Origin of the sequence: Aeromonas sp. D3 (assembly GCF_027705025.1) — a bacterium.
Taxonomy (GTDB): Bacteria; Pseudomonadota; Gammaproteobacteria; order Enterobacterales; family Aeromonadaceae; genus Aeromonas; species Aeromonas salmonicida.
In genome coordinates, this window is record NZ_JAPDBE010000048.1 from 16,710 (window position 1) to 31,500 (window position 14,791).

The 14,791-nt window shown below is 56.0% G+C and carries 13 protein-coding genes; 6 read left to right on the forward strand and 7 right to left on the reverse strand.

What is annotated here, in order from left to right; all coding sequences use genetic code 11:
• Nucleotides 1-44: 44 nt before the first annotated feature.
• Complete coding sequence (gene typA / locus OKC28_RS20155; RefSeq protein WP_005319864.1) at nt 45-1,856, reverse strand: translational GTPase TypA; 1,812 nt, start codon at nt 1,854-1,856, stop codon at nt 45-47.
• A gap of 351 nt (nt 1,857-2,207) precedes the next feature.
• On the opposite strand from typA, the gene glnA reads away from it, so the two are divergent.
• The 5 genes from glnA (at nt 2,208) to add (ending at nt 7,997) form a co-directional block, all read left to right on the forward strand.
• On the forward strand, nt 2,208-3,617 hold the full coding sequence (glnA, locus tag OKC28_RS20160) for a glutamate--ammonia ligase (protein WP_021138647.1): 1,410 nt from the start codon (nt 2,208-2,210) through the stop codon (nt 3,615-3,617).
• 91 nt (nt 3,618-3,708) lie between these two features.
• Nucleotides 3,709-4,290 (forward strand): DUF4124 domain-containing protein, encoded by a 582-nt coding sequence (locus OKC28_RS20165; RefSeq protein WP_270691019.1) that lies wholly within the window; start codon nt 3,709-3,711, stop codon nt 4,288-4,290.
• An 80-nt stretch (nt 4,291-4,370) separates the two neighbouring features.
• The gene (gene glnL, locus OKC28_RS20170) at nt 4,371-5,426 is read left to right on the forward strand and encodes a nitrogen regulation protein NR(II) (RefSeq protein ID WP_270691020.1); all 1,056 of its coding nucleotides are present in this window, start codon (nt 4,371-4,373) and stop codon (nt 5,424-5,426) included.
• A gap of 9 nt (nt 5,427-5,435) precedes the next feature.
• Nucleotides 5,436-6,854, forward strand: a complete 1,419-nt coding sequence (glnG, locus tag OKC28_RS20175) for a nitrogen regulation protein NR(I) (RefSeq protein ID WP_270691021.1) — start codon at nt 5,436-5,438, stop codon at nt 6,852-6,854.
• 141 nt (nt 6,855-6,995) lie between these two features.
• Nucleotides 6,996-7,997, forward strand: coding sequence for an adenosine deaminase (gene add / locus OKC28_RS20180; RefSeq protein WP_021138651.1), 1,002 nt, complete (start codon nt 6,996-6,998; stop codon nt 7,995-7,997).
• Between the two features lie 74 nt (nt 7,998-8,071).
• On the opposite strand, the gene hemN is transcribed toward add, so the two are convergent.
• The 4 genes from hemN to OKC28_RS20200 all read right to left on the reverse strand — a co-directional run bounded on the left by hemN (nt 8,072) and on the right by OKC28_RS20200 (nt 11,957).
• Nucleotides 8,072-9,445, reverse strand: coding sequence for an oxygen-independent coproporphyrinogen III oxidase (hemN, locus tag OKC28_RS20185; protein ID WP_256686160.1), 1,374 nt, complete (start codon nt 9,443-9,445; stop codon nt 8,072-8,074).
• Between the two features lie 30 nt (nt 9,446-9,475).
• Nucleotides 9,476-9,916: a DUF2489 domain-containing protein gene (locus tag OKC28_RS20190; protein WP_034523570.1), complete on the reverse strand. Its 441-nt coding sequence runs from the start codon at nt 9,914-9,916 to the stop codon at nt 9,476-9,478.
• An 11-nt stretch (nt 9,917-9,927) separates the two neighbouring features.
• A complete protein-coding gene (yihI, locus tag OKC28_RS20195) occupies nt 9,928-10,509 on the reverse strand; it encodes a Der GTPase-activating protein YihI (protein WP_005319890.1) in 582 nt (193 codons plus the stop codon).
• A gap of 830 nt (nt 10,510-11,339) precedes the next feature.
• A complete protein-coding gene (locus tag OKC28_RS20200) occupies nt 11,340-11,957 on the reverse strand; it encodes a c-type cytochrome (RefSeq protein ID WP_021138654.1) in 618 nt (205 codons plus the stop codon).
• 142 nt (nt 11,958-12,099) lie between these two features.
• Between OKC28_RS20200 and yihA the strand changes: the two genes are divergently transcribed.
• A complete protein-coding gene (gene yihA / locus OKC28_RS20205; RefSeq protein ID WP_005319896.1) occupies nt 12,100-12,753 on the forward strand; it encodes a ribosome biogenesis GTP-binding protein YihA/YsxC in 654 nt (217 codons plus the stop codon).
• Nucleotides 12,754-13,554: 801 nt separating this feature from the next.
• On the opposite strand, the gene OKC28_RS20210 is transcribed toward yihA, so the two are convergent.
• Both OKC28_RS20210 and aroE read right to left on the reverse strand, forming a co-directional pair.
• The gene (locus OKC28_RS20210; RefSeq protein ID WP_017412967.1) at nt 13,555-13,815 is read right to left on the reverse strand and encodes a DUF1488 domain-containing protein; all 261 of its coding nucleotides are present in this window, start codon (nt 13,813-13,815) and stop codon (nt 13,555-13,557) included.
• The gene (aroE, locus tag OKC28_RS20215) at nt 13,812-14,633 is read right to left on the reverse strand and encodes a shikimate dehydrogenase (RefSeq protein ID WP_256686164.1); all 822 of its coding nucleotides are present in this window, start codon (nt 14,631-14,633) and stop codon (nt 13,812-13,814) included. Before aroE ends, OKC28_RS20210 begins: the two co-directional genes overlap by 4 nt.
• Nucleotides 14,634-14,791 lie beyond the last annotated feature (158 nt).

Here is a 14,791-nt window from a genome sequence, read left to right on the forward strand (position 1 = left end):
AAAAGAGGCCCGCAGGCCTCTCTCTGTCTGTCGATAAACAGATATCAAGCACGACCGGCGCGCTTGCGATCCATTTCAGTCAGCAGCTTCTTGCGCACACGGATGGCCTTGGGAGTGATCTCTACCAACTCATCGTTGTCGATGAATTCGAGAGCCTGTTCCAGGGTCATGCGGATCGGCGGAGTCAGCACCTGGGCTTCGTCGGTACCGGAGGCACGCATGTTGGTCAGCTGCTTGCCCTTCAGGCAGTTTACAGTCAGGTCATTGGAGCGGGAATGAATACCGATCACCTGGCCTTCGTACACTTCGGTAGCGTGACCGATAAACAGACGACCGCGGTCTTGCAGACCGAACAGGGCGAAGGTCAGCGCCTTGCCGGTAGCGTTGGAGATCAGCACGCCATTCTGACGCTCGCCGATGCTGCCACCCTTGTGCGGACCGTAATGGTCGAAGGTGTGGTACAGCAGACCGGTACCAGAAGTCATGGTCAGGAACTCGGTCTGGAAGCCGATCAGGCCACGACTCGGGATCATGAAGTCAAGACGGACACGGCCCTTGCCATCCGGGGTCATGTTGGTCATCTCGCCCTTACGCAGGCCAAGTTGCTCCATCACGGAACCCTGGTGGATCTCTTCCACGTCAACAGTCACGGTTTCAAACGGTTCGTGCAGAACGCCGTCCACGGTGCGCAGGATAACTTCCGGACGGGATACCGCCAGCTCGTAACCTTCGCGACGCATGTTTTCGATCAGGATGGAGAGGTGCAGTTCACCACGACCGGATACGCGGAATTTGTCCGGATCTTCGGTCTCTTCCACACGCAGAGCCACGTTGTGGACCAGCTCCTGGTTCAGACGCTCCATGATGTTGCGGGAGGTCACGAACTTGCCTTCTTTACCGGCGAACGGTGAGGTGTTGACCTGGAAGGTCATGTTCACGGTCGGCTCGTCAACGGAGAGCGGCGGCAGGGCTTGAACAGCACTGTTGTCACAGATGGTGTCGGAGATTTTCAGCTCGCCCAGACCTGTGATGGCGATGATGTCACCCGCTTGCGCGTCGACAACTTCGGTACGGGACAGACCCAGATAGCCAAGCACCTGACCGACTTTGCCGGTACGGGTCTTGCCATCGGCACCGATGACAGTGACTTGCTGGTTGGTCTTGACGCGACCACGGCTGATACGGCCGATGCCGATAACACCCACGTAGGAGTTGTAATCCAGCTGGGAGATCTGCATCTGGAAAGCACCGGCAGGGTCACCCTTCGGCTGCTCGACGTTGTCAACGATCGCCTGGAACAGGGGTTCCATGTTGTCGGATTCAACGCCCTGGTCCATGGTGGCCCAGCCGTTCAGTGCTGAAGCGTAAACAACCTTGAAATCCAGTTGCTCATCGGTCGCACCCAGGTTGTCAAACAGGTCGAATACCTGATCCATAACCCAGTCAGGACGAGCACCCGGACGGTCGATCTTGTTGATGACCACGATCGGCTTCAGACCCTGGGCGAATGCCTTCTGGGTCACGAAACGAGTCTGCGGCATAGGGCCGTCAACAGCATCAACCAGCAGCAGCACTGAGTCGACCATGGACATAACGCGCTCTACTTCACCACCGAAGTCGGCGTGACCCGGGGTATCAACGATGTTGATACGGTAGTCTTTCCAACGGATCGCGGTGTTCTTGGCGAGAATGGTAATACCACGTTCCTTTTCCAGGTCGTTGGAATCCATCAGACGCTCTTGACCATCAGTGGTACGGTCCAAGGTTCCAGACTGCTGCAGCAGCTTATCAACCAGGGTAGTTTTGCCGTGGTCTACGTGCGCAATAATCGCAATATTGCGTAAATTCTCTAACATTCTCGCCTCAATCACCGGGTAAAATTGGGCGCTAATTGTACTCTCGCCTTTGTGATCTGCCTAGCATAATTGCAGTGCATTCACGTATAACAGGGGATCTGGATCATGGACCTTCCGATCAAAGCCTGTTTAGATGGGGGCTGACCGTATACTGCGCACCATTTTAGTGCACCAAAACGATCCACAGTTGCACTACTTTGAGGCGTAACGCGCTGGGACAGCAGGCCTTGGGGCAGGCTTATAGCCGCAAACGCCCTGAAATCAAGCTGTCACAAACTTGGCACGATACTGGCTTATGTGAATGTGATGACGCATTCACCCTAAGAGTTTTAACACCGGAGGTTACTTAGCATGTCAGCCCAGAATGTAATGGCCCTGATCCAGGAACACGAAGTCAAGTTTGTTGACCTGCGCTTTACCGACACCAAGGGTAAAGAGCAGCACGTATCCATCCCTTCCCATCAGATTGACGAAGATTTCTTCGAAGACGGCAAGATGTTCGATGGCTCCTCCATCGGCGGCTGGAAGGGCATCAACGAGTCTGACATGGTGCTGATGCCGGATGCGGCCTCCGCCAAGCTGGACCCGTTCACCGAAGAGACCACCCTGAACATCGTCTGTGACATTCTGGAACCGGCCACCATGCAAGGCTATGACCGCGACCCGCGCTCCATCGCCAAACGTGCCGAAGAGTTCCTGAAGTCCAGCGGCATCGCTGACACTGTACTGTTCGGGCCTGAGCCAGAATTCTTCATGTTCGACAACATCACCTTCTCGAACACCATGGGCCACAGCTTCGTGAAAATCGAATCTGAAGAAGCCGCCTGGAACTCCGGCACCGCCTATGAGCACGGCAACAAGGGCCACCGTCCTTTCGTCAAGGGTGGCTACTTCCCTGTTGCACCGGTTGACTCCTCCCAGGATATCCGCGCCGCCATGTGTCTGGTGCTGGAAGAGATGGGCCAGGTCGTTGAAGCGCACCACCACGAAGTGGCAACCGCCGGTCAGAACGAGATCGCCACCCGTTTCAACACCCTCACCCTGAAAGCGGATGAAGTGCAGGTTCTGAAGTACGTGATCCACAACGTGGCCCACGCTTACAACAAGACTGTCACCTTCATGCCGAAACCCATGTTCGGTGACAACGGCTCCGGCATGCACTGCCACCAGTCCCTGGCCAAGAACGGCGTTAACCTGTTCGCTGGCGACCTGTACGGCGGTCTGTCCGAGATGGCACTGCACTACATCGGCGGTATCATCAAGCACGCCAAGGCCATCAACGCATTCGCCAACCCGACCACCAACTCCTACAAGCGTCTGGTTCCGGGTTATGAAGCACCTGTCATGCTGGCTTACTCCGCCCGCAACCGCTCTGCTTCCATCCGTATCCCGGTCGTACCGAGCCCTAAAGCGCGTCGTATCGAAGTACGTTTCCCGGATCCGGCAGCCAACCCGTACCTGGCTTTTGCAGCTCAGCTGATGGCCGGTCTGGACGGTATCATCAACAAGATCCATCCGGGCGATGCCATGGACAAGAACTTGTATGACCTGCCGCCGGAAGAAGCCGCAGAAGTGCCGACCGTTGCCGGCTCTCTGGACGAAGCACTGGCCGCACTGGACAGCGATCGCGAGTTCCTGACCCGCGGCGGCGTGTTCAGCGATGACTTCATCAATTCCTATCTGGAACTGAAACAGCACGATGTTGACCGTGTGCGCATGACCCCGCACCCGCTGGAGTTTGAACTGTACTACTCCGTTTAATCCGGACCACAGCTCTGAACTTGACTAAACCCGCCAACAGGCGGGTTTTTTCTCTGATAGGATTAAGCAAAATCCCGTCAAGGAGAGATGGATGAAAAACGCATGCCCCCTATGGGTTCTGGGACTTGTGCTGTTGACGAGCACCGCCGCCCAGGCCACCAAGATCTACTCCTGGACAGACAGCAAGGGCGTCGTTCACTACACGGATGCCCCCCCTCCCGGCCAGCAGGCCAAAGAAGTGGATCTGCGTGTTGCCCCTCTCATTGGTGGTGCCCCCCGCTCGGTGCAGGTGGACAACTTCAACAGCCTGACCGGCGTTGATGCCAAGAAAGAGGAGGAAGCCGCCAAGCTGGCAATCGAACTGCTCTCCCCGGAACAGGGCAGCACACTGCGCGACAACACGGGCAATGTGGTGTTCCAGGGGCAGATAAGCCCCAAACCGCCGACCCAGTACGACGTGCGTCTGACCCTGGATGGCAAGGCGGCCCCCATCGTCAGCAACGGCTTGGCTATTCGGGTCGAAAACCTGGATCGCGGCGCACACGAGGCACAACTCGAACTACTCGCCAAAGACGGTACGATCCTTGCTAAATCAAGGGTAGTCACCTTCTACCTGCACCGAGCCAGTATCAATCCGGCACCTAAAGTGACCCCGCTCCCCAACAAGGGGTGATCCTGCGCATCGATACGGGTAGACTAAATGCACCACATTGGTGCATTACTGGTGTATAGCACCGTTTTAGGGAGAAACCTGTGCCAACCCGCCCGGATCAAGCCAAGATACTGCTCGATAACTTGCTGACCGCCGTCATCCTGATGGATGAGCAGCTCTGCATCCAGTTCGTCAACCCGGCGGCCGAACAACTGCTCTCCCTCAGCCAGCGTCGGCTGATCGGGATCGAGCTGCCCCACTTGCTGGAACATATCTCTCTCGATTTGCAGCGCCTCAAGCAATGCCTCACCTCTGGGCAGGGCTTCACCGACAGTGAAGTGACCCTGGTGGTGGAAGGTGAACCCAGACTGGTGGAGATGAGCGTAAGCCCGCTCGCCGACCATGAACAACGGCTGATGGTGGTGGAGCTGCGCAAAATTGATCAGCAGAAGAAGATCAGCCAGGAGCTGCAACAACATGCCCAGCAACAGGCGGCCAAGGAATTGGTGCGCGGGCTGGCCCACGAGATCAAGAACCCGCTGGGCGGCCTGCGCGGCGCGGCTCAGCTGCTGCAAAAAGAGCTGCCTGATCCGGCCTTGCGCGAATACACGGGCATCATCATAGAGCAGGCCGACCGGCTGAGGGTGCTGGTCGATCGCCTGCTCGGTCCCCAGCGTCCGGGTCGCCACCAGATGCACAATGTTCACTCCGTGCTGGAGCAGGTGCGCCGTCTGGTGGAGCTGGAGCTGCCACCCACTGTACGCATAGAGCGGGATTACGATCCCAGTATTCCCGAGTTCGAGATGGAGCCGGATCAGCTGCAGCAAGCCTTTCTCAACATGGTGCGCAACGCCGCCGAGGCCATAGGTGAACAGACAGGGCTGATTCGCATCAAGACCCGCACCGCCTTCCAGATCACCATCCACGGTCAGCGCTACCGGCTGGCGGCCGAGATCAAGATCATCGACAACGGCCCCGGCATTCCCGATGCCATCCGCGATACCCTCTTCTACCCCATGATCACTGGCAAGGAGGGGGGAACCGGACTCGGCCTCTCCATCGCCCAGAACCTGATTGATCAGCACAAGGGGCGCATCGACTGCATCAGCTGGCCTGGCCACACCGAATTCACCATTTTTCTACCGCTTCGCAAATAAGGGAACGTCATGACAGCAAAAGTGTGGATCGTCGATGACGACAGTTCTATCCGCTGGGTACTGGAACGCACCCTCGGCAGTGAAGGCTTCGAGTGCGAGAGTTTTGCCGATGGCGAGGCACTGCTGAGCTCGCTGGAGATACGTTCGCCCGATGTGATCCTCTCCGATATCCGCATGCCCGGCATCGATGGTCTCAGCCTGCTGGAGCAAATCCACCGCCGCCAGGCCGAGCTGCCCATCATCATAATGACGGCCCACTCGGATCTGGACAGCGCGGTCAACGCCTATCAGAGGGGTGCCTTCGAGTACCTGCCAAAGCCGTTCGACATCGACGAGGCGGTCACCCTGGTGCGCCGCGCCGAGAATCACCTGAAAGAACAGCGCACCAAGCGCAAGGCACGCCAGCAGGAGACGGCCACCACACCTGAAATCATCGGCGAAGCGCCTGCCATGCAGGAAGTGTTTCGCGCCATCGGCCGGCTGTCGCGCTCCAGCATCTCAGTGCTGATCAACGGCCAGAGCGGTACCGGCAAGGAGCTGGTCGCCCACGCGCTGCACAAGCACAGCCCGCGCGCCCACAAGAACTTCATCGCCCTCAACATGGCCGCCATCCCCAAAGATCTCATCGAATCCGAGCTGTTCGGTCATGAAAAAGGGGCCTTTACCGGTGCCAACAACATTCGCCACGGTCGCTTCGAGCAGGCCGATGGCGGTACCCTGTTTCTCGATGAAATCGGCGACATGCCGCTGGATGTGCAGACCCGCCTGCTGCGGGTGCTGGCCGATGGCCAGTTCTACCGGGTCGGCGGTCATCAGCCGGTGCAGGTAGATGTGCGGATCATCGCTGCTACCCACCAGAATCTGGAGAAACGGGTGGCTGACGGCGAATTCCGGGAAGATCTGTTCCACCGCCTCAACGTCATCCGCATTCATATTCCGGCCCTCAAGGAGCGCCGCGAGGATATACCCCAGCTGGCCCAGCACTTCCTGCTGCGCGCCGCCAAGGAGCTGAACGTGGAGGCCAAGAGCCTGCACCCTGATACCCAGACCTACATCAGCCGTCTCGCCTGGCCGGGCAACGTGCGCCAGCTGGAGAACGTCTGCCGCTGGCTGACGGTGATGGCCTCGGGCCAGGAGGTGCTGGTAGGGGATCTGCCCGCCGAACTGCTGACCCCCATCACCAACACGGCCGACCCCGGCCAGCCTGCCCTGCCCGGCTGCTGGCAGCAACAGTTGCAGGACTGGGTCGCCAGTAAGCTGGCGCTGGGGGAGACCGATATTCTGGCCGATGCCCTGCCCCAATTTGAGCGGATCATGCTGGAGACGGCACTGGATCACACTCATGGCCATAAACAGGAGGCTGCCCGCCTGCTTGGCTGGGGTCGCAACACCCTGACTCGCAAGCTCAAGGAGCTCGACCTCTCCTGAGCCCTCTGGAAAAACGATTCCCATCACGCCTTGGCAAATCCCTGACCAATAAGACCCCGTTTGATTTCAAACGGGGTATCTTTTTTGAGAGCCCTGCCTAGAATGGCAGGCTTTCAAACCCGACTCGAAGAAGGCGCCATCATGATTGACAGATCTCTCCCCCTGACCGACCTGCACCGCCATCTGGACGGTAATATCCGCGCGCAGACCATCCTCGAGCTGGGCCGTCAGCACAATATCCAGTTGCCAGCCTTTGAGCTGGAAGCACTGCGCCCTCACGTGCAGATCGTCGAGAATGAGCCGAGTCTGGTCGCCTTCCTGAAGAAACTGGACTGGGGCGTGGCCGTACTGGCCGATTACGATGCCTGCCGCCGTGTTGCTTACGAGAACGTGGAGGATCTGCTGCGTGCCGGTATCGACTATGCCGAGCTGCGCTTCAGTCCCGCCTACATGGCCATGACCCACAAACTGCATCCACAAGGTGTGGTGGAAGCCATCATTGACGGCGTTGCAGCTGGCAGCCGCGACTTTGGCATCAAGACCAACCTCATCGGCATCATGAGCCGCACCTTCGGCACCGAACAGTGCCGCAAGGAGCTGGACGCCTGTCTGGCCCATCGCGACAAACTGGTTGCCGTCGATCTGGCCGGTGACGAACTGGGCTTCCCGGGCGAACTGTTCACCGAGCATTTTCGCAAGGTCCGTGATGCGGGCATGCGCGTCACAGTACACGCAGGCGAAGCGGCGGGCCCCGAAAGCATGTGGCAAGCCATTCGCGATCTCGGCGCAGAGCGCATCGGCCACGGCGTCAAGGCGATTGCGGATCCTGCTCTGATGGCCTATCTGGCGGAGCATCGCATCGGCATCGAATCCTGCCTCACCTCCAACATACAGACCACCACGGTCGCGAACCTGACCGAGCACCCAATCCGCCAGTTCCTGGCTGCCGGTGTGCTGGCCTGTCTCAACACCGACGATCCTGCGGTCGAAGGCATAGACCTGCCCCACGAATATGAGGTGGCTGCCCCGGCCGCCGGCATGACCGCCAGCGAGATCCGCACCGCCCAGCAAAACGGCCTGACCCTCGCTTTCCTGAGCGATGGCGAGAAAGCCGAGCTGAGCGCCCGCGCCGCCCGCCGCTAAACCTTGAACCGTTTGCTGACCCGATAAAAAAACCGCCGAGGCGGTTTTTTTATCTTCGGTGCAGGGCTGCCGGTTCAGATCACCCGGGAGAACTGCTGCTGGCGCGCCTTGTTGCGCAGGTAGACATCGAAACACATACAGATATTGCGAATGAGCAGCTGACCGGTGGAGACCACTTCCAGCCCATCTTCGGTCATGCGCACCAGACCGTCGTCGATAAAGGTCTGCAACAGCTTGAGATCATCGGCAAAATACGCCTTGAAGACCAGACCATAAGCCTGCTCGACGGCGGCGAAGTTCAGGCTGAAATCGCAGATGAGACGTTTGATCACCTCGCGGCGGATCAGGTCGTCCTGATTAAGGGAGCACCCCTTCCACTGGGCATGCCCCAGCTCTTCAACCTGGGCGTAGTAAGCTTTGAGCTCTTTTTGGTTCTGGGAATAGGCATCGCCAATCATGCTGATAGAGGAGACCCCCAGCCCCAGCAGATCACAATCCCCCTGGGTGGTGTAGCCCTGGAAGTTGCGGTGCAACTTGCCCTCGCGCTGCGCCACCGCCAGCTCGTCATCAGGTTTGGCGAAGTGATCCATGCCGATGAACTGGTAGCCCTGACCGGTGAGGAAGGCGATGGTGTCTTGCAACATGGCCAGCTTCTCCCGGGGGGCCGGCATGTCTTCCTCTTTCAGCTTGTGCTGGGCGGCAAAGCGGCTCGGCAGATGAGCGTAGTTGAAGATGGAGAGGCGGGCCGGATCCGTCTTGAGCACTTCCTCCAGGGTGTGGTGGAAGCTCTCTCTGTTCTGGTGCGGCAGGCCGTAAATAAGATCGAGATTGGTGGAGCGAAAGCCCAGTGCGCGGGCGCGCTCCAGCATGGCGCGGATGAAGTCGTTATCCTGCTCGCGGTTGACCGCAACCTGGACCGCCTTGTTGAAGTCCTGCACGCCGAGACTGATGCGGTTGAACCCCACCTCTCGCAGCACATCCAGCATGGTGAGTTCGATTTCACGCGGGTCCACCTCTATGCTGATCTCCCCTTCCTCTGCAAACTGGAAGTGTTCGCGCAACATGTCCATCAGGCGGCGGGTCTGGGCTTCGTTCAGATAGGTAGGCGTACCACCACCCCAATGCAGCTGGGTCACCAGCCGATGCTTGAACAGAGGGGCCTGCGCCTTGATCTCCTGTTCGAGGTAGTCGAGGTATTGATCGGCCTTGTGCTGGTGACGTGTGATCACCTTGTTGCAGCCGCAGTAATAGCAGAGCTTGTGACAGAAGGGGATGTGTACGTAAAGCGACAGGTTGCGCGCCGGGTACTGGCCTGCGGCGCGGACCAGGTCCGGATAGCCGAAGCTTTCGTTGAACTCCAGCGCGGTGGGATAGGAGGTGTAGCGCGGGCCGCTGTAGTTATATTTTTCGATCAGGGCCTGATCCCACACAATCTGTTCTGCTTGCACGCTTGCTTCCTCTTTTTTGTTATCCAGGGCTCAGCGGCTTAACTGAAAATCCTTCAGTTGGGCCACATCCTTGAGGATCTGTGCCTCCAGCTCGGCCTCATAGCCACTGCGTTCGAGATCCATCTTCATCACTTCATTGCGCTTGAGGGCACGTCTCGCCTCATGAGTCGGCATCTCTTTCACCTTCTCATAGAGACTGTACAGACCCGGAAATTCGCTGGCAAAAACGCGCCCTTCCTTGATCTGCAAGGCATCCAGCAAATTGGTCAGCCGAATGGCACCTTCGGAATAGTCGCACTGACCATCCCGCACCGCATGGGCGATCACCCGTACGCTGTCGAGAATGCGTTCATTGCGCGCAGCTATGGCCTGCTGCTGCATATCGCGCTGACGCTTGAGACGAGCCAGCAGGGTACCGGCATACACCGCCAGTCCCAGCAAAATCAGGCCGCCCAACGAGGCGGCCAGCATCCATCCATTCATCACTTTTTCTTCGGCTCTGGCTTGGGCTCAGGCTGATAGTCGACCTGAGTGAAACGATCCCACAGCTCCTCTTCGGAGGCGGGCTGGGTCGGCGCCTCATAACTGGCATCGTCGAATGAGCCGTCGTCTTCTTCGTCATCATCGTTGTCTATGATGCCAAGCTCATCCATCAATTCCTGATAACGATCGACACGCTGGTCAACCCAGGCCTGCTCGGTCGCTTCCAGGGTCTCGCCAGCATCGAGGCGATCCAGCAGGTCATTCAGGCGATCATCATTCTCGATGGCCGCCAGCTCCTGCTCCGGCGTCATCACCAGCTTCTTCTCTTTCGCAGGCTTGGGCGCAACTGGCTTGGCACCCTTCTCGTCTACGATCAAGGCGACCGGCTTGCGGGAACCGATACGCGGATCCTTGGCCTGCTTGCCATTATTGTTCTTGCTGGATTGCTCTGCCTGCTGGCGGGAACCCGCCTTCAAGCCCTTACGCTTGGCAGCGCGTTTGCGCTCACGGCCGTCCAGGGCACTGGCATCTGATTCTTTGCGCTTACCGGTAGGCTTGCGATTGGGTTGTTTAGCCGACATGAATGACTGACTCCGACAAATAACTGGATTGAAGCCCGCACCCGGGATGAGAATCATCCGGGGAAGATACAGACACGAGGAACAGTGGATTAGAAACAAGAGTGGGATCCCGCACCAATCCGGCCATTGCTGGCCTCTGAACACCGCAGGATCGGTATCCTCTGGGCATGTTGCTGGTATTTTGACACAGAATGGCTAATCGGGTTAATGACCCAAAAGAAAAAAGGCAGCCGAAGCTGCCTTGATATGTTTATGCGAGTCCCATCCCTGGCTGCAAATCACCCTGTCCGTGGTGATACCTCTGCGCATCATATCTTTGTATGTGGTCATCCTGACCTTAATTGGTCGATCCTGAATGTGCGTGTGCTTGCTTTGACCCATGGGGACGACATCCGGTCATCACTCTGGGGTGGTTGCATCCCGCAGCCCGGCTCTTCCTGAGCAGTCACCATCCTGGTATTTCAATCCTTTGCCTGTCATTTGCGTGGTTCTGTGGCATCCCGCCAAATCGACATCCTGTCTTCACAACATCCCGGTCGTGAATGGCCCTGTGGGCCGCTCCATATATCCACTGTATCAACTTAATAAAGCGGCTCAATCCACCGATAACGTTTTCAAACGGAGATAAACCTATCACTCTTATTTAACATATTGAAATTAATGAATTATTAAACATAATTTGAAAAATGTTTAAGCCTTGGCCAGGCCGATGAATGGGGGATCTCTTACAGCAATGCGAGAAAAACTGGCCGAATGGAGTTAAAGGTCAAAAAGAAACGAGGAGCCAGTGGCTCCTCGTTCATATCAATGGGGTACATCATCAGACATGATCAGTGCAAACCGGCCACATATTTGGAAAGCGCTTCGATGTCCTGATCAGTCAGCTTCTTGGCAACATCCTGCATCATGCCATTCGGATCATTATCACGGGCAGCCGCACGAAAGGCGGTGAGCTGAGCCTTGATATACGCAGGATGTTGGCCGGACAGACTTGGATATTTCGCCTGTTCTATACCTGATCCACGCGGACCATGACAGGCAGTGCAGGCAGCCAGACCACGGCTCATGTCTCCCCCCATATAGAGCGCTTTACCCGCTGCTACAGCATCATCAGGCACCGCTATCGGTGTTACCTTCTGGCTGGAGAAGTAGGCAGCAAGGTCTTCCATGTCCTGTTCAGACAAGGGGAGAGCCATAGGCCCCATGATAGGTGCGACTCGACCAATTTGGCCAGAAGCTGCAGCCTTCAGTTCAACTAATTGCTTTTTGATATATGATGCGTGCTGACCAGCAATCTTGGGATACATATCAACAAGGCTGTTTCCGTCCGGTCCATGACAAGCCGCACACACGGCAGCCTTGGATTGTCCCGCAGCGGCATCGCCCTTGGCTTGTGCCATCCCCGTTACGCCAACCATCAGAGCAAGAGTAATGACTAGGTTCTTCATGGCGTTCCAACTTCTCGTTATTAGGCTTCCAGATCCCATGCCGCTGAAGGCATGTTAAAATAAACGCGTTTAAGCGACGTCATTTTACACGATTTCACAAAAAAGTAACTCTATAACCCTCTATCTCTATGGGGAATTTACGTTGGATACACAAACTCTGAATTTCAATAAGGTGCATTTTGTGACCAGCGCACCCGACATCCGCCACCTGCCAAATGATGGGGGTGTCGAGATTGCGTTTGCCGGCCGTTCCAATGCCGGTAAGTCATCTGCATTGAACACCTTAACGAAACACAAGAACCTGGCTCGCACCAGTAAAACACCGGGTCGCACCCAGTTGATCAACCTGTTTGAACTGGAGCCGGGCAAGCGTCTGGTCGATTTGCCGGGCTATGGTTATGCGCAAGTTCCGCTGGAAATGAAGCTCAAGTGGCAAAAGTCACTGGCAGAGTACCTGCAGCGCCGCGAGTCATTGAAAGGCCTGGTGATCCTGATGGACATCCGCCACCCGCTCAAAGATACCGACATGAACATGCTGGAGTGGAGCTCACACCGTGAATTGCCGGTCATGCTGCTGCTGACCAAGGCTGACAAGCTGAGCCCTGGTCCCCGCAACAATCAGGTCATCAAGGTACGCCAGGCCATTGCCGACCTGGGCCCGCAGATCCAGGTGGAAGCCTTCTCCTCCCTTAACAACATAGGGGTGGAAAAATTGGCCCAGACTCTATCTGGCTGGTACTTGGCGGGTGCTGATGAAATTGCCGATAACGATGAGCAAGAGCAGGTTGAGGAATAATACATTCCTCCATCTTCCTGCTGCTTCTCTCTTGCAATTAGCGGAGCTGACCCTCCGCTGATTGAAAGACTTTCAGTTCAACTGCTTCCTGCCAACGCTCAATCCCCACCGATATGCCCTTCTAGCAATCCTAGTAAAATCATTATCAATCAATAGGATATGAAGTTAATTTCAATTAATAATTAACTTTATATCCTATTGATAACGGTTTCATATTTTTGCTATCAAACGGCAAGCACATCACGCAAGAAGTACCAAAATGAAATTTAATTACAATTCGAGGTATGGAAGGGATAAAGAAGGGATAAAAATGAAGCCAGTACCACTGGTGCAGTACCGGCCTGAAACAATCAGTTCAAAAATTGGGAAGAAGCTAAATCTTGAGAACAAAGACGACTGGTTTTCCTCAAGAAGCCCTTTCATTCTAGCAAACACTTGCCAAAAATAAAGCATTTACTCTAAATTGGGTGCATAAAAAAACACCCCGACGAATACTCATCGGGGCAGCTATTCAGCCACATTCAATTACGTGAAATAAAAGGTCTGAAAGATAGAACATCTTACCTCTGTACCCTACGTCGCTAACTGTATAGCAAAGCAGCAAAAAGTGAAAGTAATTTATGTAATTAAGTTTCACGAAAGAAGACTTGGTAAAAAACACTTACTTTTCATGCAGATAAAAAATCCCCAGTACGAATACCGGGGAGTTATAAAGGTGACTAGCTAGCACTTCCTCAACTATCTAGTTAGTCAGCGGTATTTCTCACAAGTTCCGCCGCTTTGAGAAAAAACTTGGAACACTCAGAGGTAGATGGATCCATCCTCTGCAAACTCTTGTTCTTCAATGAGTTTCTCAGCAATATCTTCAATGTCAAAACGAACGCTCTCGAAAGCACGCAGTATGTCCTCTTCCTTGACGAGGGAGAGTCCGGTCATTTTTTCCAGGCGCCGACGACTGATGTAGCAATTGATCAATGCCCCCATCTGCTGGGCTGGAAAATGTATCCTCTGTTCGTCCGGCTGCCAGGCCGCCAGTTCGGGAAACAGGATGCCTTGATTCATAGAGTCCCCAGATTTCGTTTCAGCTCTCTCAATACCTGTTTAGTTCCTGGGCGGATTCCTCGCCACACGGTGAATGCCTCCGCCGCCTGTTCAACCAGCATACCCAGCCCATCCATGGCCTGACGGGCACCGTACTGTTTGGCCCAGATGATGAAAGGGGTATCCATGGATCCATACATCATGTCGTAGATGGCAATATTCGCGTGGATCAGTGCAGGGGAGAGGGGCGGCAGCTCCCCTTGCAGGCTGGCGGAGGTGGAGTTGATGATGAGATCAAACGTCCCCCCCAGTTGCTCGTAGGTCAGAGCCGTCACCCCCCCCAGATCATGAAACTCGGCCGCCAGCTGCTGCGCTTTTGCGTGCGTTCGGTTGGCAATCACCAGTTCTGTCGGATGCTCGGCCAGCAGCGGAGCCAAAGCACCACGGGCGGCTCCCCCGGCCCCCAGCAGCAAGATCCGGCTTCCGGCCAGAGTCACACCATGAGACTTCAGGTCCGCCACCAGACCAGCACCATCGGTATTGTCTCCCAGCAGTACACCGTCATCGGTCAGCTTGATGGTGTTGACGGCGCCCGCCCGTTTGGCTCGGGGGCTCAAGCTGTCAACCAACGCAAACGCCTGCTCCTTGAACGGTACTGTGACATTGCACCCCTTGCCCCCTTGGGCAAAGAAGGCTAGCAGGGTCGTAGCAAACTCGTCGACGGCAGGTTCAGCCAGACCATACTCCAGCTCTTGCTGAGTTTGTCTGGCAAACAGGGTATGAATGAAGGGGGACTTGCTGTGGCGCACCGGGTGGCCAAAAACCAGATAACGATCCATCAAAGAGTTCCATCAGAGGGCAATATTCCGATTTAACGGGTTTTCGCACTCAGGAACAAGCCGAATATCGGCCAATAAAAAGGCTCTGTCCCAATTGTGTGTTGAAAGGCTAAGCTTGAAGTAGGCCATCACCTTGAGGTCTACCATCATGGATACCC